Raw genomic sequence first — 25,411 nt, 5'->3', positions numbered from 1 at the left:
CGCAACCGGCGCAGCCGGGCGCCGGGCGCAAGGCAAGATCGACCTCCGGGATGTTGGTCGATCAGCAAGGATGAGCTGTCCTCCATGAGCATGACCGCAGAAAACGTTCAATGGCCGCCGTCCTTGTGGGCCGCACAGACCCCGCCTGGCCCTGATCTGCCCGTGCTACAGGGCAGCTTGCAGGCCGATGTCGTGATCATCGGCGGCGGCTTCACCGGCTTGTCGACGGCGCTGCATCTGCGCGAGGCCGGCGTCGATGTCGCGATCGTCGAGGCGATGGAGCCGGGCTGGGGCGCATCCGGCCGGAACAACGGTCAGGTCATTCCGACGCTGTCACGTCCCGATCCTGACGATCTCGTCGCGCGTCATGGCGCCGCGGGCGAGCGCTTCGTGGCGATGTTACGCGACAGCGCGTCCAGTCTGTTCGACACCGTGAGACGGTACAACATCGACGCCGAGCATGAGCAGGCCGGCTGGGTCCAGCCGGTGCATACGCCCGGCCGCATCAAGATCGCCGAGCGCAGGTTCAAGCAGTGGTCGAAGTTCGGCGCGCCGGTCGAGCTGCTGTCGCGCGATCAGGCGCGAGACATGCTCGGCTCGGACGCCTGGCATGGCGGCTTCTGGAACAAGACCGGCGGCCACATCAATCCGCTCGCGCTGGCGCGTGGCTTGGCGCGGACGGTGCTGAACCTGGGAGGCCGGATCTATGCGCGCTCGCCGGTGATCGATTTCGCCCGGCGGGGGGATCGCTGGATCGTGCGCACCGCACGAGGGGAGCTGTCGGCGCGCGCGCTGGTGCTGGCGAGCAATGCCTATAGCGGCGAGTTCTCCAAGGCGCTCGCACCGGATATCGCGCACGAGGTGATGCCGGTGCTGTCGTGGCAGATGGCGACGCAGCCGCTGTCGGACAATGTGCGGAAGACCGTCATCCCGGCGCGGCAGGCGATGTCCGATACCCATGGCGAACTCTATTTTGCGCGTTACGACGCCCGCAACCGACTGGTCACCGGCGGCGCCGTGATCGGCCCCGGCAATAAGGCCGAGCGGCTGAAGGCGCGGATCGCCGAACGCCTGCAGCGCCTGTGGCCGCAGATCGGCGAGGTCAGGTTCGACTACGTCTGGAACGGCTATGTCGGCATGACCACGGACTACATGCCGCGGATTCATCGCCTCGGTCCTGATGCCTATGGCTGGACCGGCTGCAACGGCCGGGCGGTCGCGCTCACGATCCCCCTCGGTGCGGAGCTTGCGAAAGCGGTGCGCGGCGTGTCGGCGAACGAGCTGGCGCTGCCATTCACGGAGCCGGTCACCATTCCGGCGCACGCCCTGCTGCGTCCGTTTGCGCCGCTGATGCTGCTCTTGTACCGATACCGTGACGCGCGCGAGATCAGCTAAGAGGTGGGATGTTCGGTCCGGGCGAAGTCGCCGCCCGGAATGGCCTCGAGCAGAGCCTGCGTATACGGATGCTGCGGGTTGCCGAACACGTCGTGCGTGGGTCCATGCTCGACGACGACGCCGTCCTTCATCACCGCGACCAGATCGCAGATCTGGGCTGCAACGCGCAAGTCATGCGTGATGAAGATGATCGACAGGTCGAGCCGCTCGCGCAGGCTGGTCAGCAGCTTCAACACCTGCGCCTGGACGGAGACGTCGAGCGCGGACACCGGTTCGTCCGCGACCAGCACCTTGGGCCTCAGTGCCAGCGCGCGCGCCAGCCCGATGCGCTGACGCTGACCTCCGGAGAACTCATGCGGGAAGCGATCGGCGGCGGACGGGTCGAGCCCCACCAGGCTGAACAGCTCGCGCGCCTCGGTCAGCGCCTGGTCTCGCGCGGCGCCATGCACGATCGGTCCCTGCGCCACCAGTTCGACCGCCTTGCGCCGGGGATTCAGCGAGGCGAACGGGTCCTGAAACACCATCTGCATCTGCCGGGTCCGGCTTCTGATCTCGCTGCGCGAGAGGCGAGCCCAGTCCTGACCGTCGAGCAGGATCGTTCCTGCGTCGGGATCGATGAGGCGGATGATGCAGCGGGCGAGGGTGGATTTGCCGGAGCCCGACTCGCCGACGATGCCGAGAGTTGCGCCCTTTGGCAGTGCGAGCGAGACGTCCCTGACCGCATGGGTGACGCGCTCGCCGCGGCCGAGGAAGCCACCGGTGCGATAGGTCTTCGAGACGCCGGAGATGGTGAGGATCATCCGGTCCGACAGCTCGCGTGCCGGGGGCGCCGCCACGGGCGGCACCGCGGCGATCAACTGCCTGGTGTAGTCATGCTGCGGCCGTTGCAGGATATCCGCCGCCGCGCCCTGTTCGACGACGATCCCATGCTGCATCACGACGACGCGGTCGGCGATCTCGGCGACGACACCGAAGTCATGGGTGATGAACAGCACCGCGGTCTTGCGCCGCTGCTGCAACTCGCGGATCAGCTTGAGGATCTGGGCCTGCGTCGTGACATCGAGCGCCGTGGTCGGCTCGTCGGCGATCAGCAGCTTCGGATCGAGCGCCAAGGCCATGGCGATCATCGCGCGCTGGCGTTGGCCGCCGGACAACTCGTGCGGATATGCCTTCGCCGCGCGCGGCGGATCGGGAATATGGACGTCGGACAACAGGGACAGCACGCGCGACCTGATCTCGGCCTTGGAGAGATCGGTATGGATGTCGAAGACCTCGCCGATCTGGTCGCCGATCGTGCGCAACGGATTGAGCGCGGTCATCGGCTCCTGGAACACCATCGCGATCTCGGCGCCACGAATCCTGCGCATCTCGGCCGCTGGGGCGGTGCAGAGATCGCGTCCGGCAAACAGGATCTGTCCGCCGTCCGTAGCCACTCCCTCCGGCAGCAGCCGCATGATGGCATTGGCCATCATCGACTTGCCGGAGCCGGATTCGCCGACGATGCAGACGATCTCGTTTTCGGCGATCGCAAGCGAGACCTCGGAGATGGCATGCGTGCGGTCGGCGCCTTTCGGCAGACGAACGCTGAGGCGATCGACGGTCAGAACGGGCTGTGCTGGACTCATCGCTGCTTCAGCCGCGGGTTCAGTGCATCGTTGAGGCCCTGGCCGACCAGCGACACCGCAAGCACGGTGATGAGGATGGCAACGCCGGGGATCGCCGACACGTACCACTGCACGCGCAGCACATCGCGCCCGAGACCGATCAGGTTGCCCCAGGAGGCGACGTTGGCGTCGGACAGCCGCAGGAAGGCGAGTGCACTCTCCAGGAGGATCGCGACCGCCATCACGACGCCGGCATAGACGATCACCGGGGGCAGCGCGTTGGGCAGGATCTCGCCCAAGATCAGCTGGGTGTCGCGCATGCCGAGCGTGCGGCCGGCCTGGACGAATTCGCGGCCGCGCAGCGACAGGAACTCCGCCCGGGTCAGCCGCGCCGGCGCGGGCCACGACACGATGCCAACCGCGATCGTGACAGTCGTCAAGGTCGAGCCGAACACCGCCACCAGTACCAGCAGCAGCACGAAGTTCGGCAGCGTCTGGAAGGCCTCGGTGATGCGCATCAGGATGTTGTCGACCCATCCGCCGTAGTAGCCCGCGAGCGCGCCGACCATGACGCCGATCGCCACGGCAATCAGCGTCGCGACGCCGCCGATCAGGAGCGAGATGCGGGCGCCATGAAAGATCTGGGCGGCAATGTCGCGGCCGGAATTGTCGGTGCCGAGCAGGAAGCGCGGATTGGCGAACGGCCAGATCAGCGGACGCCCGGCGAGCGCGAGCGGATCGCGCGGATAGAGATAGCCGGCGCTGATCGCCATGCCCACCACCACAAGAAGCAGGATTAGGCCGAACACCGCGGAGGGACTGCGGAAATAGCGTTTCACGGCGTCCATGCTCAGTTCTCCGCCGTGATGCGCGGGTCGAGCCGCGCATAGAGCAGATCGGTGATGAAGTTGACCACGATCACCAGGAGCGCGGAGACGAACACGATGCCGAGCAGGGTGTTGAGATCGCGCTGGACCACGGATTCATAGGCAAGGCGTCCGAGGCCAGGCAGCGAGAACACGGTCTCGACGACGACGGAGCCGCCGAGCATCGTCCCCGCCTGCAGCCCGATCAGCGTGACCATCGGCAGCAGCGCGTTGCGCAGAACGTGGCGGGTGATGATGCGGGTCTCGTCGAGGCCCTTGGCACGTGCGGTGCGGACGAAATCGAGGTTCTGGACCTCGAGCATGGATGCGCGCATGATGCGCAGATAGATGGCCAGGAAGATCAGGCCGAGCGTCAAGGACGGCAACACCAGGTGGCGGGCGATGTCGAGCACGCGCCAGAGGCCGCTCGTGACCGCGCCGATATCCTCGAAGCCGCCGGCTGGCAGCCACTGCAGGTAGATCGAGAACACGACGATGGCCATCAGACCAAACCAGAACGACGGGGTCGCGTAGAAGATCAACCCCACGGTGGAGATCAGCGTGTCGGGCCACCGGTTGACGTCGCGCGCAGCGATCACCCCGAAGACAAGACCGAAGAAAAAGGCAAAGGACAGGGACGAAGTCATCAACAGCAGGGTCGGCGGCAGCCGCTCCAGGATCACGGCGGCGACGGGCTTGCCGTAGATCGCGGAGAATCCGAGATCGAGGCGCACCAGCCGCCACAGGTAATTGGCCAACTGCATCGGGACCGACAGATCCAGCCCATAGAAGCGGCGCAACTCGCGGGCAGTCGCAGCATCGCCGCCGCCCATCTGGGCCATCATCGCGTCGACCGTGTCGCCCGGCGCGAGTTGCAGCAGCAAGAAGACGCCGATCAGGATCAGGAACAGGGTGGGGATCGAGGCGGCGAGCCGCCGCCCCGCAAGGCTCAAGATGCGCATGGCCTTATCCTGACGGATTCCGGCTCAGGCGGAAAGCCACAGATCGTGCCAGCTCGACGATCCCCAGCGCGGCGTGTTCGAGTGGTTGCGCGCCTTGGCCGTGATCACGGTGACGAAGATCTGCTCGATCGGCATCCACACCGGCAGCTCGGTATTGGCCTCGCGCACGAAATCGGCATAGAGCGCCTTGCGCTTGGCCGGATCGACCTCGGTCGCCGCGTCATCGATGATCTTGTCGATCTTGGCGTCGTCCCACCCCCACTGGTTGGTCCACGGCGCACCCTTGGGCTGCCCGGAGCGGTACCAGACCGTGGTCGAGACGGCCGGATCGTTGCGATACTGGTGCCAGCCGGTCGCGAGATCGAAGGCGTGCTCGTCATAGACCTGCTTGAGGAAACCGCCGCCATCGTTGCGCACGATCTCGATCGCGATGCCGACCTCGCCCAGCGATTGCTGGAGGAAGGTCGACCACAGCGAGATGTCCTCGCCCCATGGCGCGGGCAGCAGCCGCAGCGAGAAGCGGGTGCCGCCGGCGCCGGGCTTGTAGCCGGCTTCGTCCAAGAGCGCTGCCGCCTTGGCCTTGTCGTAGGGATATTGCGGCGTATTGGCGCCGGGGTAGAAGTCGGTCGAGGTCGACGGGATCGGGCCGGTGCCCAGCTTGGCGAAATCGCCGAGGAAGTTCTCGATGAAGAAGGGAACGTTGATCGCATGCGCGATAGCGCGGCGGACCCTGACATCCGCCAGCTCCTTGCGGCGGACGTTGAACTCGAGCGTGTTGGTGCGCGCGTTGCCCTCGTTGCCCTTCGTCGAGACGATGAAGCGCTTGTCCTTGCCGAGCCGCGCCATGTCGGAGATGGTCAGGCCAGAGAACGGGCTGTAGTGCAACTCGCCGGCCTCCATCTGCGCGGCTGCGGCGGCGCGGTCAGTGATCACTTTCCACACGATGCGATCGAGGTAGGGCGCGTTCGGCCGCCAATAATCGGTGTTGCGCTCGGCCATGATGTATTGCCCGCGCTCGTACTTCACGAACTTGAACGGACCGGTGCCGACGGGGGCGAGGTTGGCGGGGTTCTGCCGGATGTCGCCGCTCTCATAGATGTGCTTGGCCGAGACGTAGCCGAGATCGGGTAGCGCGCGCAGGAGCAGGTTGAGCGGCATCGGCCGCTCGTAGCGGAAGATCGCGGTCTGCGGATCCGGGGTGTCGACCGCTGTCAGGAACAGCTGCAAGGTCGATCCGTAGTTGAGGATCTTCTTCCACATGTTCATCGCGGTGAAGGCGACGTCCTCCGACGTGAACGGCTTGCCGTCATGCCAGGTGATGCCCTTGCGCAGCTTGAAAGTGACGGTCTTGCCATCCGGCGTCGCCTCCCAGCTCTCGGCAAGCACGCCGACCGGCTGGCCGTTGGCATCGAGGTCGACGAGGTTCTCCTGGATCTTGCCTCCGATGATGTAGACGCCGGTCGATGCCTGGAGGCTCGGGTTGAGCTGGCGCTGCTCGGCGCCGTAGTGCACGTTGAATACGCCGCCTTTGCGCGGGATCTCCTGGGCGAAGGCCCGGAATGGATTGACCACGTTCGCGGCGATGGCGGCGGAGGTCAGGAGGGCGGTCCGGCGGCTGATCTCGAAACGGCTCGAATTCATCAAGGTCTCCCGAAGGCCAAGCGGGGACGCTGGCCGATGGTGCAATTGCGGCGAAGATTACGCGGATCGCGGGTCCAAGTCATTTGCGAATTGCGATGCAGATCTGCGGCATTCTCGGCCGGTCCATGCAGCCGGCGGCACCGTGGCATACATTGCTCGTATACAAACGAATGGGAGAAGATCTTCGCCGACGGGGACTTGAATGAGGTGGGGATTGCCGGCTGCCACGAACCGACCGGAGGCAACTCTGACGCGGCGCCAATAGACTGCGCTATCTCAGGTCGACGTCATGGGGCCTTCGATCGGCAGCCGCAGTTCGAACGCAACACCGTTGTCGCCCGGCCGCAGCGAGATCTCGCCGCCATGGCTTGCCATGATGGCGCGCACGATCGCCAGCCCCATGCCGGTACCGCCGCTGTCGCGCCGGGTCGTGAAGAAGGCATCGAAGATGCGGTCGCGGTTCTCCGGCGAGATCGGATCGCCGTCATTGCTGGCGATGACGATCAGCATCTCCTTGCTCTCCTCGGCCTCGAGGCGGATGCGCCGGGCGCCGTGCCGGACGGCGTTGTCGACGAGATGCGTGAGCACGATCAGCGCGGTCTCGTTCGGGAGCATGGTGCTGCGCTCGACAGGGCCGGACGTCTCGATGACGGTCGACGGGAAACGCGCTCGCAGCGTGCTGACGGCCTCGGCTATGCTACCGGCCTCGACCGTCGACACCGTCTCCGCCCGTGCCAGCTCGCGCAAGCGTTGGGCCAGCGCCGCGAGGCGGTCGGCGTCGCCAAGGATGTTGGTGAGGAATTTCTCCTGCTCGGCGCGTGTCAAGGTCTCGGAAGGACTGGCCAGAGAGTCGAGCAGCAGCTCGGCTGCGCCCTTGATCGAGGTCAACGGCGATTTGAGCTCGTGCGTCAGATGCGCGGAAAAGCTCCGGATGTAGTTGGAGCGTTGGGCCAGTTGCTCGGCCATGGCGAAGAAGTGCTCGGCGAGCTCGGCGAAGTCGCGGGTGCCGTAACGGGCGAGCGGGCGGAAGCCGGCGGGATCGTTGCGTCCGATCCTGCCGGCGCGATCGACCAGCTCGCGCATCGGCCGTGTGATCGTCCGTGCCACGATGAGGCCGACCAGCAGCGTCGTGAGGACAATGGCGGAGCCTGCGGCAACGAACTTGCCGCGCTCTTGATAAAGATGCTCGAAGATGTTGCGGGGCGTCCGCGAGGTGTAGATGACGCCGGCGACGCGATCGTTGACGACCACCGGCATGGCCGAGAACACATGGACACCGACGCCGCGGCTGATCGAATAGATCGGTGGCGGCGTCTTGTCCGGAATGCGAATGCGGAGCGCGGCGCTGTAGCGTCCCTTCAGGGCGGCAGCCACCTCGTCGATATGGGCGAGTGACTTGCCCATTTCATCGCGGCCGGCGATCACGACGCCTTGCGGATCGAGCACACGGAATCCGGCCAAGGTGACCTTCTGCGTCTCCCTGACGATCGGAAGCAGCCGCGCGCCAATCGCGACATAGGCGGGATCCGCAGGATGGATCGCGTCGCGGGCGTCCGGGCGGCGGACGAACAGATCGTTGGCCAGCAGATCGAGCAGGGGACGGATGGGTGTCACCTCGTCTGCGGAATCGGGGCGTGCCTCGGGCGGGATTTCGGCGCCGAGCGGAAGGCCAGCGGCAAGGCGCGCGGACACCTCCTCGGCAAAGACCGCCGCGAGCACACGGCTCTGCGCGATCAGCTCTGCCTGTGTCTGACGGATCAGCTGGTTGTCGTAGATGCGAAAGAAGAACAGCCCGACCAGGGGCAGGGTGGCGACCAGCGCCAGCACGCCGAAGACGATCTGTCCCAGCGACGGCCGCCATTTCGCCCTGGGCTTGGGCGCGATCATGAGGCGCCGCAGCGGCCGAGCCGGAAGCCCACGCCATGGACGGTCTCGATCGCGTCGTCGCAATGCGCGGCTGCGAGCTTCGCTCTGATGTTGCGGATGTGGCTGTCGATCGTTCGGTCGGAGACCTGGATGTTGAGCTGATAGGCGGCGGTCATGATCTGCTCGCGACTGAAAACGACTGCAGGACGCGTCATCAGCGTGCGCAGGATGCTGAACTCCAGCGCTGTGAGCGTCAGCGGCGTATCGCCGAAGCGCGCCAGATGCTGCTGCGAGTCGAGACGAAGCCTGCCGTGCGCCAGCTCCTCCGGTTCGAGCGTACGATCCGCAGCACCGGAGTTGACCCGACGGAGAATGACGTTGACGCGGGCAACCAGCTCGCGCGGGCTGAACGGCTTGGTCACGTAGTCGTCGCCGCCGATCTCGAGCCCGAGAATGCGGTCGATCTCCTCGTCGCGCGCCGACAGGAACAGGATCGGCACCTGCGAGGTCCGGCGGATGCGCCGGCAGACTTCGAGCCCGTCGAACTCCGGCATGCCGACGTCGAGCACGATGAGGTCGGGCCGGTCCTCGGCGAACCTGACCAGCGCGGCCCGACCGTCGGCCGCCTCCGTCACCGCCATGCCGGCCTTGCTCACGGCGACACGCAGGACCTCGCGGATATGCGCGTCATCGTCGACAATGAGGATTCGGGGGGACACGGCCAGGGCTCCGCGGCGAGGCATCAACTGGGATTCTGCGTTAGAGGATGTCTATCGAGATAGCGCTGCAAGCGCCAGCCGCGAAAACTCCAGGATCGCCACGACGCCATTTCGGCCAGCTGCTGGTCCAGCAGCCGGTTGTGGATCCGGGGCAGACCGGCGTCCTGCGGCAACAGCAACATGGCCCGCCGCACGGCCGGCAGGGCTTGGGTACCGAGGCTGGAGAGATAGTCGCTATCGATGGCGGAGCCGCTGCGTCCTGCCTCACGGCTGTTGGTCACGTTGTAGTCGGCGATCAGCCCGTTGAAATTGACCAGCGCGCAGCCGTAGAGCGTCGCCGCGAGCGCAAGCAGGTTCATGCGCACGAGCCATGCATTGGGCTTCTCCAGAATGATCCGCGCCATGATCAGGATCAGTCCCACGGCGACCAGCGCCATCCATATCAGAGCCGCGATGCGCCACTGCGTCAGGAGATAGCTCTCGATATAGATGTGGACCCGCTGAATCGAGGATACGACCAGCATCACGTTCTGTCCGACCCAGAGATAGACGAGCGGGCGGATGAGCCGCGACCCCTCCTGTCCCGAGCGGACGGCGGCGATGACAAAGGCGGCCGCCAGAAGTGCCGTAGCGATCAGCGGGTAGGCGCCTCGGTGGGCGTAGGTCGCGTAAGTCATTCCGTTGGGAAGCGCCGCATGTCCCCACAGATAGACGCCATCCAGGGCGGTCTGGATCGCAAACAGCAGGTTGAACAGAATCAAGGAGCGGACGACGGTCTGCTGGTTGAGGAGGGGGCTGACGACCGACGGCGCCTGGTCGCCATCGAGATCGATCGGAGGACGTTGCGTCTTGCCTCGTTGGCGCCAGCGCAAGTTGATGAATGGCCAGATCAGGGACACCATCAGGAGCCAGAAGATGGGACGGCCTACGCTCAGGCTCGACGCAATGTGCTGAGGATGCAGTTCGTCGAGCCATTGCTCGATGACGGGATTGGCTGCCGCGAACAGGAGAATGAAGACGAGGCTGAGGGCGAGGGGGATGCTCCAGGTCAGCACGATGCGTGTAAAATCGTTGGCACGAAGCGTGGCCAAAGTATCGGGGATCAGTTGGAACGGTCCGATCAGAAGAAGTTGCCGTGCTGCGCTCAGCGGCACGAGAAGTCCTTCGGCGGCCGGATCGGTCGACAGGGCGACGGCCGATATCGTCCCGAGGACGACGATCAATACCGACAACGTCGTCAGGTCCTCGATCGCGGGCAACAGGCCTGCAACGAGGACGATATTCGCAAGAATCGCGCGCGGGCGGTGGATCCGGTCGTGATTGGCGAGGAGGCTGGCTGCGAAGAGCGCTGCCGCAAAGATCGGGAAGGAGAGGCCTAGCGTCTGGTCGTAAAGCAGGATGTCGGCGAGCCCGAGCAGGCCGATCGCGATGATGAACTTGTGCCACATGGACTCAGATGCCTCTGGGGAAGCCGTCAGCTCGGCGGAGCCTTTCATTGAAGTAGTCCTTGGTTGAGTCACGACTCGGTCGGCAGCGCCCGCCGATGAAGCGAGCATGACCCCCGCGCGTGCAGCGGTGCCGGAGACGGTCTGCAGCATTTCAGGGTTTGTTTGCAGATTTCGTGCAGACGCGATTCCACATCTGGCGCAGGGGAAGCGTGATTGCTACGCAATGGTCGTCTCTCCTTGGGATGATCGGCTGCACACATGCTCGGACGTATCAGGACCGCGGTTCTCTGGCTTCTTGCTCTGCTCTTCATTTTCGTCACGCTGAACAGCAACGAGCCCTATCTGGTTCGGCTGCGGGGCAGTGGCCACGCAGCCCTGCTTCTCATAGGACTTGCCGTTCCGCTGCTACTGATGCTCGGCGGTCGGTGGCGGCGGGATGCCGCCGGACGCGCTCTCGTCGTGGCATGGTGTGTTCCGCTGATCATGCTGACGTCGACGCAGTTCATGTTTGCTTGGCGCAAGTACGAGACGTTCCGCACGCCCCCGGACGTGGCGCATCTGCTCGGCCGGCATTTCATCGTCGGCTACACGGCCGTGGACGACGCCGCCGCGCTGGCGCGACAGGGATTGATCGCGGGCGTCTATGTGACACACCACAACGTACGTGGCCGGACCGAGCCTCAATTGCGCGCCGAGATCGCGCGATTGCAGGCCGAGCGCCGGAGCGCCGGGCTGTCGCCCCTGCTGGTTGCGGCGGATCAGGAGGGAGGCACTGTCGCACACCTGTCTCCGACCCTGCCGAACATGCCCGGCCTCGCGACGCTGGCCGATCTGCCGGCCTCTCGCCGCGCGCAGGATGCGTTCGCGATGGGACGTACCCAAGGTGAGGCGCTCGCGGCTGCGGGCATCACCTTCAATCTGGCTCCTGTCGTCGACCTTCGCCCGAGCTGGACGCGCAACCGACTGGACTTCCACACCTTGATCGGCCGGCGCGCGATCTCCAACGATCCCACGGTGGTCGGCGACATCGCGCTTGGTTATGTCCGCGGCCTGGAAGCAAGCGGTGTTCGCGCGGCGGTGAAGCACTTCCCTGGCCTCGGGCGCGTCGCGGCGGACACGCATCACTTCTCGGCACAGCTCGACACGGCAGTCGATGTGTTGGAACAGTCGGATTGGCGGCCGTTCCGACAAGTGCTGCAGGGCTCGCACGCGGCAATGATGGTCGGTCACGTGATGGTCGATGCGATCGATCCAGAACGGCCTGCCTCACATTCCAAGGCCGTGCTCGATGGCCTCATTCGCGGCCGCTGGAACTATCAGGGCGTGATCGTGACGGATGATCTGGTCATGGGGGCGGTCTATGGCAATGATCTGTGCAAAGCCGTTGTGGAAGCGCTCAATGGCGGCGCCGATCTCTTGCTGGTGGCCTATGACGGGACCCAGTTCCATCGCGTGCTTGCTTGCGCCAAGGAAGCTCTGGCGGAAGGACGCATCGATCTCGATGCACTCCGGAGGAGCGATGAGCGGCTGAAGCGCTGGAGGCCTGAGGACAATCCGTCCGAGCCTTCGACCATCTCGACGGTTCGGGTGGAAGGCGTGCGTCGGAATGTCGTCGACTGACTCGCAGCAGGAGCCTACACTCAGCGCGGGCCGTTGCCCGTCCAGTTGCGCCAGGCGACGTTGGAGAGGCTACGCAGGTCGGTCGCCAGCGGGCGTCGCGTCTGCTTATCGTGCTGGGCAATGACCTGCTCGGACTCACGAATCTTGAGCTGGAGCTCAGCGACTTGCCGCTTGGTCAGTTCCAGCGCTTTCCCGTCGGCGCTCTCGCCGACGGTGAACCGGGCCGTCTCGATCTGCTTCAAGACCGCACGATTCTTTTTGAGCTGGGCGCGATGCCAGGCAACCTTGCTGTCACTGTCCGCAACCATGGTGCACTCCCGCGAAATGCCGCGAAGACTAAACAACCAGGTCTTGATTCGCGACGGCTCCAGGCCGGCATCGGCAACATGGGAATACCATTTGTCGATCTGTTGTCCTGATTACTTGAGGCACGAACGCTCCAGTCCCCCGCGAGCGTCTCGATCTCATTGATCAGTTCGGATGCCCCCGCCTGTGGAATGGCTTGCGTAAGTTCATGATTTGTTCTAGATTGCGGCGATGCTTGCCTATGGGTGCTCCATGCGCGATCTGTGTTGGGTCCGAGACGAGATCGATCGAATGCGTCTACAGGTCGGGCGGCAGCGTCGTGAAATCCTGCAACTGCGGCGAGCCGGAGTGGCGACAGCCGCGGCCGAGGCGCTGTTGCAGCGCATGCTGGAAACTCTCGAGCGGCTGCGGCAGCAGCGCGAGCAGCTCAAGGTGGAGCAGGCGAGCCTGCTGCCTCGCAAGCAGCGGGGCGCCCGGCACGCATGAGATGCTGGCGGCGTTGGGAGCATCGCGGAGCGATGCCAGTCATCTGGAGCCAGAGCGAAAAACGGACCCTCCGGACGCGAGGGCTCTGACCGGCCGATGTGCGTCAGCGGTTCGATGCTTGCGACAGGTCGTTGTTCGGCGCGCCCGAGCCGACTTCATCCTGATCCGTTGCACCCTGGCTGGGGCGTGCGGAGCCCTGCGACTTCCTGTTGGCTGCCGTCGTTGGCGCTGGTTCGGAGATACGAGCCTCGGGCAAGACGATGTCCGGCGGCACGGTCATGAGCTCTTCCGCGGTAGCCTCGCACGATTTGATCTCGAAATTGTTGTCCAGGATCTTTTCGCCGTGCGTGCCGAGCGTGATGAGATCAGCCTGTTCCGCAGCCTCCCAGACCTCGCGCTCGGTACGAAACGGACGGGTCAGCTGTTCGTCATTCTCAAACAATGCGTAGGGCACGAGCGCCTCCAGATTGCGATCCATCGAGGCAGCGATGCCGCGCTGCTCAAAGCCGGCCGTCCATTCGAGGCAGGCACGTCCAGACAAACTGCTGCAGGTGCTGGCTGGTTCCACGCAGGAGCTTGCCGATCCGATCGACCAGTTGTGACGATCCGTCCGGCCCGCCCGGCGGAACATGGACGCAAGCGCGAGGTTGCCCGCGGTGTCGAATTTCCAGGAGAATTCAATGGACATCAAGGGAAAGAAGATCGCGATCCTCGCGACCAACGGGTTCGAACAATCCGAGCTCGAAGTGCCGTGCGACCGCTTGAAGCAGGCGGGCGCGACCGTCGAGATCATCTCGCTCGCGCCGGGCGAGATCAAGGGCTGGGATGACAAGGATTGGGGACGGTCCGTCAAGGTCGACAAGACTTTGGACCAGGCTTCTGCTGCGGACTACGACGCCGTCGTGCTGCCGGGCGGTCAGATCAATCCGGATCTGCTGCGTCTGGAGCCGAAGGCACTGCGGTTCATCAAGGAGATCTTCGAAGCCAAGAAGATCGTTGCTGCGGTCTGTCATGCGCCGTGGCTCCTGATCGAGACCGGAATTGCCAAGGGGCGCAAGATGACGTCCTACAAATCGATCAAGACGGACGTCGCCAATGCCGGCGCGCAGTGGCAGGACGCGGAGGTCGTGGTCGATCAGGGCGTGATCACATCGCGCGATCCCAGCGATCTGGAAGCCTTCAGCGCCAAGATCATCGAAGAGGTCAAGGAAGGCCGCCATCTCAAACGCAATGCGGCCTGAGTCCGCAGCGATCGGGGCGCGGGGACGGGCCCAGCGTCCGAAGGTGTTCGGACGCTGGGCCGCAGTCCACACGGAGCGCCTCCAGCGCAATGGGGGAACGCCGCCAGAGGCCCAGAAAAGACGCGCGGCGGGCTGGGTCGTTCCCAATTCCGCCCCCGATCGCACATTGGCCAGTGGTCGACGGCCTCGCAACGTTCAGTGAGACGTCGGAACTTCGCTGCTTATCCCGGGTTTGCCGCTCTTGAACGGGCCGCGGGAGATGTGTCGTGAGTGAGAAAGCAAAAATCGAGGACTACAAGGCTCCGGCCGGCGGTTGGGGATCGGTGCGCGCGGTCGCGAGCATCCTGACGCAGGAGGAGGTCACGCTGCTCGGCAGCGAGATCCTGCTCAAACAGAACAAGCCAGGCGGCTTCATGTGCGTCAGCTGCTCCTGGGCCAAGCCGGCAAAGCCGCACCCGTTCGAATTCTGCGAGAATGGCGCCAAGGCAACCGCGTGGGAAATCACCGGCAAGACGGTTGGACCGGAGTTCTTTGCTCGGCACACGCTAGCTGAGTTACGGACATGGTCGGATCATCAGCTGGAAGAGCAAGGGCGTCTTGCTCATCCCCTGCGCTACGATGCTGCGGCGGATCGCTATGTCGCCGTGAGCTGGGAGGAGGCCTTTCGTGACGTCGGCGCGGAGTTGAACAATCTCGATCCGCATTCGGTCGTGATGTACACCTCGGGCCGGGCTTCGCTCGAGACCAGCTACATGTATCAGTTGTTCGGCCGCATGTACGGCACCAACAATTTTCCCGACAGCTCCAACATGTGCCACGAATCCACATCAGTGGCTCTGCCGGAGGTGATTGGCGTCCCCGTCGGTACGGTGCTCCTTCAGGATTTCGACAAGGCGGATTGCTTCATCTTCTTCGGCCAGAACACGACGACCAACTCGCCGCGCATGCTGCATCCGTTGCAGAAGGCGGCACAACGCGGCGTGCCCATCATCACGTTCAATCCGCTGCGGGAGCGTGGGCTGGAGCACTTCACCAATCCGCAAAATCCCATTCAAATGGTGCTGACCGGGGGAACGCGGATCAGCACGCAGTATCATCAGCTGCGCATTGGCGGCGATGGTGCGGCGCTACTCGGATTGTGCAAGGCCGTGATCGAGGCGGATGATGCCGCGGTCGCGACCAAGAGCCCGCGCGTGCTCGATGTCGCCTTCATCGAGCAGCACACGTCCGGCTTCGAAGCTTTCGCAACCTGCTGCCGGCAGGCGTCGTGGAGCGATATCGAACGCTCCTCCGGCCTCACGCGCAGCGCTATTCTGGAGGCCGCCAAGGTCTACGCAGGCTCACGCGCCGTCATAGCCAACTATGGGATGGGAATTACCCAGCATCGCCATGGCGTCGAGACCGCCAAGATGATCGTGAATCTGCTGCTATTGCGCGGCAACATCGGGAAGCCCGGGGCGGGTATCTCGCCTGTCCGCGGCCATTCCAACGTGCAGGGGCAGCGTACCGTGGGAATCTCGGAGAAGACCAAGCTGGTGCCGCTCGACAAGCTGGCCGAGCTTTATTCCTTCGAGCCGCCGCGCTGGGACGGTCTCAGCACGGTCGATGCCTGCCAGGGCATCATCAAGGGCGACGTGAAGGGCTTCGTCAGCCTCGGCGGCAATTTCCTGCGCGCCGTTCCGGAACGTTCGCTGATGGAGCCGGCATGGTCGAAGCTGCGGCTGTCGGTGCAGATCGCAACCAAGCTCAATCGCAGTCACCTCGTTCCGGGCGAGGTGACCTATCTGTTGCCGTGCCTCGGCCGCATCGAAATCGACCGGCAGGCGGGCGGAGAGCAGGCGGTCTCGATGGAGGACTCCACTACCTGCATTCACGGCTCGCGCGGCCAGCGCCAGCCAGTCGCCGAGACCCTGTTGTCCGAACCAGCCATTGTCGCCGGTCTCGCCAAGGCCACCCTGAAGCCAAATCCGCGAGTCGATTGGGATGCCTGGGTCGGCGACTACGCGCGCGTCAGAGATGCCATCGAGCGAACCTATCCCGACCAGTTCAAGGACTTCAACAAGCGCCTGTTTCAGCCCGGCGGCTTTCCGCGGCCCATTGGCGCCCGCGAACGCAAATGGAAGACATCGACCGGCAAGGCGAACTTCACCGTGCCCAAGGCGGCACTCAATCCGCCGGAGGAAGGCAATGGCGTGTACCAGTTGATGACCTTGCGCGCCGACGGCCAGTTCAACACCACCATCTACAACGAGGACGACCGATTTCGCGGCGTCACGGGTGGCCGTCAGATCGTTTTCATGAACGCGAGCGACATGGCTGATCTGGGCATCAAGCAGGGCGAACTGGTTCGGCTTTCGACCGAGGCCGATGACGGCGTGGCGCGCTCGCTGGGCGGGCTTCAGGCGGTGGCGTTCGACATTCCGCGCTACAGCGTTGCGGCCTACTACCCCGAATGCAACGGATTGATTCCGCTATGGCACTACGCGGAGGGGAGCAAGGTGCCCGCCGCCAAGTCGATCCCGGTCCGGATCTCGCGCGACATGGCCGCCTGAGCCGTCCGGAGCGGTCAGCCCGCAGCCCGTTGTCGTGCGTCGCCCGGCGCCACCGTTGCGCAAGGGCTTGTGATCTCCGGCGGGGTCGCGCCGGGGCGAAGCGGGACGACCAGCCGGCACACCAATCCCTCGGGACGCCAGTCGAACGAGGCGCGCCCACCGAGCTGGCTTTCCACACTGGCCATCAGGCTGCGCGTGCCGAAGCCGCGCGAGGTCGGCGCGCGCACCAAGGGACCGCCGGTTTCAATCCAGATCAGATCCAGGCGCTCATTCTCGATGGTCCATTTGACTGAGAGATGCCCGGAGCGGACCGACAGCGCACCGTATTTGGCCGAGTTTGTCACCAGCTCGTGCAGCGCCAGCGCCAGCGTCTGCGCGGTCGCCGGCTCGAGTTGCAGCTCGGCGCCGTCGAAGGCGACCTGGCCGCCGGTTGCATAGGGCGCGAGTTCTTCGGCCACCAGCCTGCTTATCTTCGCACCTTCCCAGCTTGATAGCGAGAGGATGGTGTGTACGCGGGCCAGCGCGCTGATGCGCCCCTCTACCGCGTCGACATAGGTCTTCACGCTGTCGGCTTTTGTCAGGCGAACGATCGACTGGGCCAAGGTCAGCGCATTCTTGGCGCGATGATCGACCTCGCGGGTCAGCAGGTTCTGGCGTTCCTCGGCGCGTTTGCGCTCGGTGATGTCGATCGTGACCCCGCTGACGCGGATCACGCGACCGGTCCTGTCGGTTGTCGCTGCGGCCGTTCCGACGCACCAGCGTTCTTCGCCATCGGGCCGATTGATCCGGAACTCAGCCTCGTACGATGTCGTGCCTCGGCTGAATTCCCCGACCACCTGGCGGGCACGCTCGGCATCCTCCCGGTGCAGGAGCGCCATGATGTTCACGGTGTTCAGCTCGAAGCTCTGAGGCGAGACGCCGAAGATGCGGTACTGGCCTTCGTCCCACATCCAATCGCCATTGACACCGTCCCAGTCCCACGAACCCATCCTGCCGGCCGCGATCGCCATGCTCCGACGCTGCTCGCTCTCGACGAGCTTTGCTGTCGATCGCTCAAGCTCGGCCGTGCGGGCCCGTACCCGGTCCTCCAGCTCAAGGTTGAGATGTTCCAGCTCGCGTGTCTTGCGATAGAGCTCGGCAAAAACCTTGATCTTGGCGCGCAGCACCTCCGGCACGACGGGAACCGGTACGTAGTCGACGGCGCCCATCTCATAGCCACGAAGGCGGTCGAAGTCGCTCACCTGGATGGCGGAGATGAAGATGATCGCAATCTTCTGGAACCTCGGATGCTCACGGATCATTTGCGCCAGTTCGAAGCCGTCGAGCTCGGGCATGCAGACGTCGACGAGGATCACCGCGATCTCGTTCTTCAACAGAATTTCGAGCGCCTCGCGCCCGGAGGTGGCGACTACGAGTTTCTCGCCGAGTTCCTTCAGGATGACCTCGTAAGCCAGCAGCTTCGCCGGCTGATCGTCGACCAGGAGGATGTTGACCTTCGCATGTTCCATCATGATGAACCGTTCAGCGGTGCAGCCACATGCGGATCGCAAGGAGCAGCTGCTCGGTGTTGACGGGTTTTGCCAGATAATCGGAGGCGCCAGCTTCGAGACACTTTTCGCGGTCTCCCTTCATGGCTTTCGCGGTCAACGCGATGATGGGGAGCCGGACGAAGGCGGGATTTTGCCTAATGACGCCGATCGTCTGGTAACCATCCATCTGCGGCATCATGATGTCCATCAGGACGATCGAGATCGCGGGATTGCTCTGCACCAGGTCGATCGCTTCGCTTCCGGTGGTCGCCGTCAGCACTTTCATGCCGCGGCGTTCCAGCACGCTGGAGAGAGCAAAGATGTTGCGGGCGTCGTCGTCGACCAGCAGCACCGTCTTGCCGATCAGATCTTCGTCGGAACTGTTCAGCTTCTCCAGCATGCGCTGCTTCTCGAGCGGCAGTTCCGTAATCACACGGTGTAGGAACAACGACGTCTCGTCGAGCAGCCGCTCCGGCGACTCGACGCCCTTGACGACGATGCTGCGCGCCATCGTATGCAGTTCCGCATCCTCCTCGGCCGACAATTCCCGCCCGGTGAAGACGACCACCGGAACGCTCGACAAGAAGTCGTCGGAGCGCAATTGATCGAGTACGTCGAACCCGCTCATGTCTGGCAGCCGCAGATCGAGAACCACGCAATCGCACGGCGCGCTGCGCAGCGTCTCGAGCGCCGAAGCTCCCGTATCCGCCGCGATGATCTCGATGTCGTCGTGATCCAACAACTGGCGGATGCTGAGTTGCTCGGCCGCGTTGTCCTCGACGATCAGCAGCCGCTTGCGTCGCGGCTTGGCGTATTCCTTGATCTGCGACAGGGCCGCGCTGACGCCTTCCGTTGTCGTAGGCTTGCTGACAAAGGAGAACGCGCCACGCGCCAAAGCGTGCTGGCGGTCTTCGTCGAGCGTGATGATCTGCACCGGGATGTGCCGCGTCAGCGGATTGTGCTTGAGCTGGCTCAGAACGGTCCAGCCGAGCATGTCCGGCAGGAAGACGTCGAGAGAGATCGCGGCCGGTTGATACTGCTTGGCGAGGTCCAGCGCCTCGGCGCCGCGGCCGGCGATCAGGACCTTGAAGCCCTTGTCGCGCGCAAGGTCGATCAGGACGCGCGCGTAGTGCGGATCGTCCTCGACCACGAGCAGGATCGTATCGCCGGGTTCGAGATCGAGACGATCGTCCGGCGGGGGCTCGATCCCGCGCTCCGGCGCGGCCGCTTGCTGTAGGGCTGGGGGTTGAACATAGGGAACGGGCGATGCTGGGCTGACGCGCGGCGTCGTTGCGGGACCAGAATATTTGAGCGGCAGATAGAGCGTGAAGGTGCTGCCCTTGCCGGGTGCGCTCTTGAGATGGATCTCGCCGCCCAGGAGGTTGGCGAGCTCGCGGCTGATCGCGAGCCCGAGGCCGGTGCCACCATATTTGCGGCTCGTGCCGGCATCCGCCTGCTGGAACGCCTCGAAGATCAGCTTCTGCTTGTCTTGCGGAATGCCGATGCCGGTGTCCGAGACTTCGAACGCGATCACGGCCGGCGCAGTGTTGAGCACCGGATGTTCTGCGCTCCATCCGCCGAGCGCCGCAGATACCTTCAAGCGCACCCCTCCTTCGGCGGTGAACTTGAAGGCGTTCGAGAGCAGATTCTTCAACACCTGCTGCAGGCGCTTGGAATCCGTGACGATGCTACGCGCAAGGTTCGGGTCCACGTCGATGTTGAAGGCGAGCAGGCGATTTTCCGCCTCGTGGCGGAACGGACGTCCCACGGTTTCCAGGAGGTTGGTGGTGAGGATCTCCTCGGCATCGACCGTCACGGTGCCGGACTCGATCTTGGAGAGATCGAGGATGTCGCTGATCAGATTGAGCAGATCGGTGCCGGCGCCATGGATGGTGCGGGCGAACTCGACCTGCTTGAGGGTGAGATTGCCGTCCGGATTCTCGGTCAGCTGCTGGCCGAGGATCAGGATGCTGTTGAGCGGCGTGCGCAGCTCATGCGACATGTTGGCGAGGAACTCGGACTTGTATTTGGATGTCAGCGCGAGCTCGGTCGCCTTTTCCTCGAGCGCGCGGCGGGCCTGCTCGATCTCCTGGTTCTTGCGCTCGACCTCGACGTTGCGCTCGGCGAGCTGTTGCGCCTTCTGCTCGAGCTGCTCGTTGGTCTGTTGCAGCTCGCGCTGCTGGGTCTGAAGCTCCGCGGCGAGCTGCTGCGACTGCTTCAACAGCCCTTCGGTCTGCATCGTGGCTTCGATCGAATTGAGCACGATGCCGATGGAGTCGGTGAGCTGCTCGAGGAACGTCATCTGCGACGTCGTGAACAAACTAAGCGACGCCAGCTCGATCACCGCCTTGACCTGGTTCTCGAACAACACCGGCAGCACCACGAGGTTCTTCGGGACGGCGCGGAGCAGGGCGGAGCCCACGGGGATGACGTCGGATGGAATCTCGGAGACGAGCCGCTGTCGCTTGTCGATCGCGCATTGTCCGATCAGCCCCTCGCCGAACTGGACGTGAGTCCGGTGAGGATAGATGCCGTCATCGGCGTATGAGGCAAGCAGGCGCAGCTGTGGCGTGGACTCGGTCTCGACCTGGTAGATCACACCGCGGTGGGCGTTCACCAGCGGCGTCAGCTCGGTCAGCAGCAGGCGGCCGACGGTGGTCAGGTCGCGCTGGCCCTGCAGCATGTTGGTGAACTTGGCCAGGTTGGTCTTGAGCCAGTCCTGCTCCGTGTTGAGGTCGGTGGTGAGCCTCAGATTGGTGATCATCGTATTGATGTTGTCTTTGAGCTCGGACACCTCGCCGCGGGCATCGACCTGGATGGAGCGGGTGAGATCGCCCTTGGTCACGGCCGTCGCGACCTCGGCGATGGCGCGCACCTGGGATGTCAGGTTGGCCGCAAGCAGGTTGACGTTGCCGGTCAGATCCTTCCACGTGCCGGCCGCGCCGGGCACGTTGGCCTGGCCGCCGAGCCGGCCCTCGACGCCGACCTCGCGGGCAACGCTCGTCACCTGGTCGGCGAAGGTCGCCAGCGTCTCCGTCATGTTGTTGATGGTTTCGGCGAGCGCTGCGACCTCGCCCTTCGATTTGACCGTGAGGTTCTGCTTGAGATCGCCATTGGCGACGGCGGTCACGACCTTGACGATGCCGCGGACCTGTTCGGTCAAATTCGCGGCCATGAAATTCACGGTATCGGTGAGGTCCTTCCAGGTGCCGGCAACGCCCGGCACCTGCGCCTGTCCGCCGAGCTTGCCCTCGGTGCCGACCTCGCGTGCCACGCGCGTCACCTCGCCGGCGAAGGCGTTGAGCTGATCGACCATGGTGTTGATGGTGTTCTTCAGCTCGAGGATCTCGCCCTTCACGTCGACCGTGATCTTGCGCGACAGGTCGCCGCGCGCCACCGCCGTGGTCACCTCGGCGATGTTGCGGACCTGCGTGGTCAGGTTGGCGGCGAGCAGGTTGACGTTGTCAGTCAGGTCCTTCCAGGTGCCGCCGACGCCGGGCACAACGGCCTGGCCGCCCAACCGGCCCTCGGTGCCGACCTCGCGCGCGACGCGCGTCACTTCGGCCGCGAACGAGCGCAACTGCTCCACCATCGTGTTCAGGGTGTCCTTGAGCAGCAGGATCTCGCCGCGCACGTCGACGGTGATCTTTTTCGACAGGTCGCCGCCGGCGATCGCGGTCGCGACCTCGGCGATGTTGCGCACCTGGGCCGTCAGGTTCGAGGCCATGAAGTTGACGCTGTCGGTCAAATCCTTCCAGGTGCCCGCGACTTCCGGCACCTCGGCCTGGCCGCCCAACTTGCCTTCGGTGCCGACCTCGCGCGCCACGCGCGTCACTTCGGAGGCGAAGGCGTTGAGCTGATCGACCATGGTGTTGATGGTGTTCTTCAGCTCGAGGATCTCGCCCTTCACGTCGACGGTGATCTTGCGCGACAGGTCGCCGCGCGCCACCGCCGTGGTCACCTCGGCGATGTTGCGGACCTGAGCCGTCAGATTGCCGGCCATCGAGTTGACGCTGTCGGTGAGATCCTTCCAGGTGCCGGCGACGCCGGGCACGTTGGCTTGGCCGCCGAGCCGGCCCTCGGTGCCGACCTCGCGCGCGACGCGCGTCACCTCGCCCGCGAAGCGGTTGAGCTGATCGACCATCGTGTTCAGCGTCTCTTTGAGGCTCAGGATCTCGCCGCGCACGTCGACGGTGATCTTGCGCGACAGGTCGCCTCCGGCGATGGCCGTTGCCACCTCGGCGATGTTGCGCACCTGCGCCGTCAAATTGCCGGCCATCGAGTTGACGCTGTCGGTGAGATCCTTCCAGGTGCCGGCGACGCCGGGCACCTCGGCCTGTCCGCCGAGCTTGCCGTCGGTGCCGACCTCGCGCGCCACGCGCGTCACTTCGCCGGCGAAGGCGTTGAGCTGGTCCACCATCGTGTTCAACGTCTCCTTCAGCTGAAGGATCTCGCCGGAGACGTTGACCGTGATCTTCTTCGACAGGTCGCCCTTGGCGACGGCGGTGGCGACCTCCGCGATGTTGCGGACCTGGCCTGTCAGGTTGGAGGCCATCGAGTTGACGCTGTCGGTCAGGTCCTTCCAGGTGCCCGCGACTCCGCGCACCATGGCCTGGCCGCCGAGCTTGCCCTCGGTGCCGACCTCGCGCGCGACGCGGGTCACCTCGCCGGCGAACGCGTTGAGCTGATCGACCATCGTGTTGATGGTGTCCTTCAGCTCCAGAATCTCGCCGCGCACGTCGACGGTGATCTTCTTCGACAGGTCGCCATTGGCGACGGCGGTCGTCACCTCGGCGATGTTGCGGACCTGCGCCGTCAGGTTCGACGCCATCGAGTTGACGCTCTCGGTGAGATCCTTCCAGGTGCCGGCGACGCCGAGCACGTTGGCCTGGCCGCCGAGCCGACCGTCGGTGCCGACCTCTCGCGCCACGCGCGTGACCTCGCCGGCGAACGCATTGAGCTGGTCGACCATTGTGTTCAGCGTTTCCTTCAGCTGAAGGATCTCGCCGGAGACGTTGACCGTGATCTTTTTCGACAGGTCGCCGCTGGCGATGGCCGTGGCGACGTCGGCGATGTTGCGGACCTGTGCCGTCAGGTTCGACGCCATGAAGTTCACGTTGTCGGTCAAATCCTTCCAGGTGCCGGCAACGCCGGGCACCTGCGCCTGGCCGCCGAGCTTGCCCTCGGTGCCGACCTCGCGCGCCACGCGCGTCACCTCGGATGCGAAGGCGTTGAGCTGGTCGACCATCGTGTTGATGGTGTCCTTCAGCTCCAGGATCTCGCCGCGCACGTCGACCGTGATCTTGCGTGACAGGTCACCGCGGGCGACCGCAGTGGTGACGTTGGCGATATTGCGGACCTGAGCGGTGAGGTTGCCGCACATCGCGTTGACGGAGTCGGTGAGGTCCTTCCAGGTGCCGGCAACGCCGGGAACGATGGCCTGACCTCCGAGCTTGCCGTCGGTGCCGACCTCGCGCGCCACACGCGTCACCTCCGACGCGAACGACCTGAGCTGATCGACCATCGTGTTGATGGCTTCCTTCAGCTGCAGGATCTCGCCACGAACGTCGACCGTGATCTTCTTCGATAGGTCGCCATTGGCGACTGCGATCGTCACCTCCGCGATGTTGCGGACCTGGCCGGTGAGATTGTTGGCCATGGAGTTGACGCTCTCGGTCAGGTCCTTCCAGACGCCCGTGACTTCGGGAACCTGGGCCTGGCCGCCGAGCTTGCCCTCGGTGCCGACCTCGCGCGCCACGCGGGTCACTTCGGACGTGAAGACGCTGAGCTGTTTGATCATCGTGTTGACGATGGTCGCCGACTGCAGGAACTCGCCGCCCAGAGGCCGGCCATCGACGTCCAGTTTCACGGTCTGCAGGAGGTCGCCTTGGGCCACGGCGGCAACCGCGCGCGTCACCTCACGGGTGGGCCATAGAAGATCGTCGATCAACGTGTTGATCGAGCTCTCCATATCCGCCCAGGAGCCGCTTGCGATGCCGAACCGCACGCGCTGGCGCGTCTTTCCCTCCCGTCCCACGACCTGGCCGACGCGCTCGAGCTGCTGCGCCATCCGCTCGTTGGCCGCAATGATCTCGTTGAACGTGTCGGCGATCTTGCCGTCGATGCCGAGATAGTCGCCGCCCATACGCACGGAGAAATCTCCGGAACGCATGGCCTGGAGAGCGCGGAGCAGGTCCTGGCTGGCATCGGCCGCCTCGGCTCCGTTGCCTTGGCGGCCAAACCCTTGGCGCTCGGGCATCGGACTGGCAGCAGAATCGAGATCGCTCATCAAGTTCCCCGTGGCAGACCGTCTACCAGCAAAAATCCGAGACTCGGATAGCCGGCGGCCATAGAAGCCGCCGCAACTACTCAAATCAAGCCAGGATGCCGATTTCCAAGGCTAATGGAACCGGCCTTTACTGGCGCGAGTGCTTCAACTCCAATCCAGGAAAAGGGTTCCCATGTATTCGTCGCTGACGAAGGAGGCGATTTCCATTGGAACGGGGAAAGGGGGCGCGTCTCATTCGAGTAAGAGGAGAACCCGCCTCAAGTTCGCTATTGCTGCCGTCTTGATGCCTCCGAAGGGGACTAGCAATGGAAACCACGGCAGAGACGGGGATGCCGGAAGCAATGGCGCCGAGATGCCGACGGATCCGAAGATCCCGAGACGCCTAAGAATGCAGGCCCTTCACGTTGGCAGTGTCGCGTCGCTTCTGAGCAGGACCGCGCTGCAACGTGCGCCATGTTCCACCAGCGCAGAGCGAACATTAATATCGTGTAACAGAGTTGCGGCGGTCCGCCGTGGCTCCCAGCTGATTGAGATGAAACGATCGGATCTTTTCAGAGAGAACGCAGACAACTGTCTCCAGCTCGCGGAGCGCGCCGACGGAGAGCCGGCGTTCCGGCGCTATCGACGCATGGCCCAAGGTTGGAAAGCGCTCGCGCTCCAGCAGGATTGGCTCGATGGCGAAATCGCACCGCTCGGCGAGTACCGGACCGCGCTACGCGAGTAACCAATCTGGATGGAGGAGCGTCCCATGACCCCCCGCACCGTTCTCATTGCGCTGCTGACGGCCTTTAGCCTGGCCTCGGCCGTCGCCGCGTTCACGACGATTCGTCAGGTGCATACGGAAGCGTATTCGCTGCCGCAGCCCATCACCCACATCTGAACCAGCG

18 protein-coding genes are annotated in these 25,411 nt (G+C 64.5%); 7 read left to right on the top strand and 11 right to left on the bottom strand.

Annotated elements, in window-relative coordinates; all coding sequences use genetic code 11:
* Positions 1-84 precede the first annotated feature (84 nt).
* On the top strand, positions 85-1,395 hold the full coding sequence (locus QX051_RS02465; protein WP_315774913.1) for an NAD(P)/FAD-dependent oxidoreductase: 1,311 nt from the start codon (positions 85-87) through the stop codon (positions 1,393-1,395).
* Here the strand turns inward: QX051_RS02465 and QX051_RS02460 are convergent.
* From QX051_RS02460 to QX051_RS02430, 7 genes are all read right to left on the bottom strand, one after another.
* Positions 1,392-3,020 (bottom strand): ABC transporter ATP-binding protein, encoded by a 1,629-nt coding sequence (locus QX051_RS02460; protein ID WP_315774912.1) that lies wholly within the window; start codon positions 3,018-3,020, stop codon positions 1,392-1,394. The two genes, QX051_RS02465 and QX051_RS02460, sit on opposite strands and share 4 nt — an antisense overlap.
* Positions 3,017-3,847 (bottom strand): ABC transporter permease, encoded by an 831-nt coding sequence (locus QX051_RS02455; protein ID WP_315738080.1) that lies wholly within the window; start codon positions 3,845-3,847, stop codon positions 3,017-3,019. The genes QX051_RS02460 and QX051_RS02455 overlap by 4 nt, the downstream gene beginning before the upstream one ends.
* Before the next feature lie 2 nt (positions 3,848-3,849).
* Positions 3,850-4,827 (bottom strand): ABC transporter permease, encoded by a 978-nt coding sequence (locus QX051_RS02450; protein WP_315774911.1) that lies wholly within the window; start codon positions 4,825-4,827, stop codon positions 3,850-3,852.
* A gap of 24 nt (positions 4,828-4,851) precedes the next feature.
* Positions 4,852-6,468: an ABC transporter substrate-binding protein gene (locus tag QX051_RS02445; protein WP_315774910.1), complete on the bottom strand. Its 1,617-nt coding sequence runs from the start codon at positions 6,466-6,468 to the stop codon at positions 4,852-4,854.
* Positions 6,469-6,744: 276 nt separating this feature from the next.
* Entirely contained in the window at positions 6,745-8,355 is a 1,611-nt protein-coding gene (locus QX051_RS02440; protein WP_315774909.1) for a sensor histidine kinase, read from the bottom strand.
* Positions 8,352-9,053 carry a response regulator transcription factor gene (locus tag QX051_RS02435; RefSeq protein WP_315738076.1) on the bottom strand — a complete coding sequence of 234 codons (702 nt, stop codon included), beginning with the start codon at positions 9,051-9,053 and terminating at the stop codon, positions 8,352-8,354. Before QX051_RS02435 ends, QX051_RS02440 begins: the two co-directional genes overlap by 4 nt.
* 23 nt (positions 9,054-9,076) lie before the next feature.
* Entirely contained in the window at positions 9,077-10,549 is a 1,473-nt protein-coding gene (locus QX051_RS02430; RefSeq protein ID WP_315774908.1) for a DUF4173 domain-containing protein, read from the bottom strand.
* Positions 10,550-10,759: 210 nt separating this feature from the next.
* On the opposite strand from QX051_RS02430, the gene QX051_RS02425 reads away from it, so the two are divergent.
* Positions 10,760-12,121, top strand: a complete 1,362-nt coding sequence (locus QX051_RS02425) for a glycoside hydrolase family 3 N-terminal domain-containing protein (RefSeq protein WP_315774907.1) — start codon at positions 10,760-10,762, stop codon at positions 12,119-12,121.
* A 20-nt stretch (positions 12,122-12,141) separates the two neighbouring features.
* Here QX051_RS02425 and QX051_RS02420 read toward each other — a convergent pair whose 3' ends face one another.
* A complete protein-coding gene (locus QX051_RS02420) occupies positions 12,142-12,429 on the bottom strand; it encodes a hypothetical protein (RefSeq protein ID WP_315738073.1) in 288 nt (95 codons plus the stop codon).
* Between the two features lie 289 nt (positions 12,430-12,718).
* On the opposite strand from QX051_RS02420, the gene QX051_RS02415 reads away from it, so the two are divergent.
* Positions 12,719-12,913: a hypothetical protein gene (locus QX051_RS02415; RefSeq protein ID WP_315774906.1), complete on the top strand. Its 195-nt coding sequence runs from the start codon at positions 12,719-12,721 to the stop codon at positions 12,911-12,913.
* Between the two features lie 103 nt (positions 12,914-13,016).
* On the opposite strand, the gene QX051_RS02410 is transcribed toward QX051_RS02415, so the two are convergent.
* On the bottom strand, positions 13,017-13,601 hold the full coding sequence (locus QX051_RS02410; protein WP_315774904.1) for a hypothetical protein: 585 nt from the start codon (positions 13,599-13,601) through the stop codon (positions 13,017-13,019).
* On the opposite strand from QX051_RS02410, the gene QX051_RS02405 reads away from it, so the two are divergent.
* Complete coding sequence (locus QX051_RS02405; protein WP_315774903.1) at positions 13,594-14,154, top strand: type 1 glutamine amidotransferase domain-containing protein; 561 nt, start codon at positions 13,594-13,596, stop codon at positions 14,152-14,154. The two genes, QX051_RS02410 and QX051_RS02405, sit on opposite strands and share 8 nt — an antisense overlap.
* A 266-nt stretch (positions 14,155-14,420) precedes the next feature.
* A complete protein-coding gene (locus tag QX051_RS02400) occupies positions 14,421-16,706 on the top strand; it encodes an FdhF/YdeP family oxidoreductase (RefSeq protein WP_315774902.1) in 2,286 nt (761 codons plus the stop codon).
* Between the two features lie 14 nt (positions 16,707-16,720).
* Here the strand turns inward: QX051_RS02400 and QX051_RS02395 are convergent, their stop codons facing one another.
* Both QX051_RS02395 and QX051_RS02390 read right to left on the bottom strand, forming a co-directional pair.
* The gene (locus QX051_RS02395) at positions 16,721-18,214 is read right to left on the bottom strand and encodes an HWE histidine kinase domain-containing protein (RefSeq protein ID WP_315738068.1); all 1,494 of its coding nucleotides are present in this window, start codon (positions 18,212-18,214) and stop codon (positions 16,721-16,723) included.
* Positions 18,215-18,227: 13 nt separating this feature from the next.
* On the bottom strand, positions 18,228-24,407 hold the full coding sequence (locus QX051_RS02390; RefSeq protein WP_315770875.1) for a HAMP domain-containing protein: 6,180 nt from the start codon (positions 24,405-24,407) through the stop codon (positions 18,228-18,230).
* 649 nt (positions 24,408-25,056) lie between these two features.
* On the opposite strand from QX051_RS02390, the gene QX051_RS02385 reads away from it, so the two are divergent.
* Positions 25,057-25,248 carry a hypothetical protein gene (locus tag QX051_RS02385; RefSeq protein WP_315770763.1) on the top strand — a complete coding sequence of 64 codons (192 nt, stop codon included), beginning with the start codon at positions 25,057-25,059 and terminating at the stop codon, positions 25,246-25,248.
* Between the two features lie 24 nt (positions 25,249-25,272).
* Entirely contained in the window at positions 25,273-25,404 is a 132-nt protein-coding gene (locus tag QX051_RS02380; protein WP_315756589.1) for a hypothetical protein, read from the top strand.
* Positions 25,405-25,411 lie beyond the last annotated feature (7 nt).

The organism is Bradyrhizobium sp. SZCCHNR1053, assembly GCF_032381235.1.
Classification (GTDB): domain Bacteria; phylum Pseudomonadota; class Alphaproteobacteria; order Rhizobiales; family Xanthobacteraceae; genus Bradyrhizobium.
This window is presented reverse-complemented; position numbering and strand designations above follow the sequence as displayed.

Coding starts and splice junctions, on each gene's coding strand:
- QX051_RS02465 (WP_315774913.1), top strand. CDS start 85: ATGAGCATGACCGCAGAAAACGTTCAATGGCCGCCGTCCTTGTGGGCC.
- QX051_RS02460 (WP_315774912.1), bottom strand. CDS start 3,020: ATGAGTCCAGCACAGCCCGTTCTGACCGTCGATCGCCTCAGCGTTCGT.
- QX051_RS02455 (WP_315738080.1), bottom strand. CDS start 3,847: ATGGACGCCGTGAAACGCTATTTCCGCAGTCCCTCCGCGGTGTTCGGC.
- QX051_RS02450 (WP_315774911.1), bottom strand. CDS start 4,827: ATGCGCATCTTGAGCCTTGCGGGGCGGCGGCTCGCCGCCTCGATCCCC.
- QX051_RS02445 (WP_315774910.1), bottom strand. CDS start 6,468: ATGAATTCGAGCCGTTTCGAGATCAGCCGCCGGACCGCCCTCCTGACC.
- QX051_RS02440 (WP_315774909.1), bottom strand. CDS start 8,355: ATGATCGCGCCCAAGCCCAGGGCGAAATGGCGGCCGTCGCTGGGACAG.
- QX051_RS02430 (WP_315774908.1), bottom strand. CDS start 10,549: ATGAAAGGCTCCGCCGAGCTGACGGCTTCCCCAGAGGCATCTGAGTCC.
- QX051_RS02425 (WP_315774907.1), top strand. CDS start 10,760: ATGCTCGGACGTATCAGGACCGCGGTTCTCTGGCTTCTTGCTCTGCTC.
- QX051_RS02420 (WP_315738073.1), bottom strand. CDS start 12,429: ATGGTTGCGGACAGTGACAGCAAGGTTGCCTGGCATCGCGCCCAGCTC.
- QX051_RS02415 (WP_315774906.1), top strand. CDS start 12,719: ATGCGTCTACAGGTCGGGCGGCAGCGTCGTGAAATCCTGCAACTGCGG.
- QX051_RS02405 (WP_315774903.1), top strand. CDS start 13,594: ATGGACATCAAGGGAAAGAAGATCGCGATCCTCGCGACCAACGGGTTC.
- QX051_RS02410 (WP_315774904.1), bottom strand. CDS start 13,601: ATGTCCATTGAATTCTCCTGGAAATTCGACACCGCGGGCAACCTCGCG.
- QX051_RS02395 (WP_315738068.1), bottom strand. CDS start 18,214: ATGGAACATGCGAAGGTCAACATCCTCCTGGTCGACGATCAGCCGGCG.
- QX051_RS02390 (WP_315770875.1), bottom strand. CDS start 24,407: ATGCGTTCCGGAGATTTCTCCGTGCGTATGGGCGGCGACTATCTCGGC.
- QX051_RS02385 (WP_315770763.1), top strand. CDS start 25,057: ATGAAACGATCGGATCTTTTCAGAGAGAACGCAGACAACTGTCTCCAG.
- QX051_RS02380 (WP_315756589.1), top strand. CDS start 25,273: ATGACCCCCCGCACCGTTCTCATTGCGCTGCTGACGGCCTTTAGCCTG.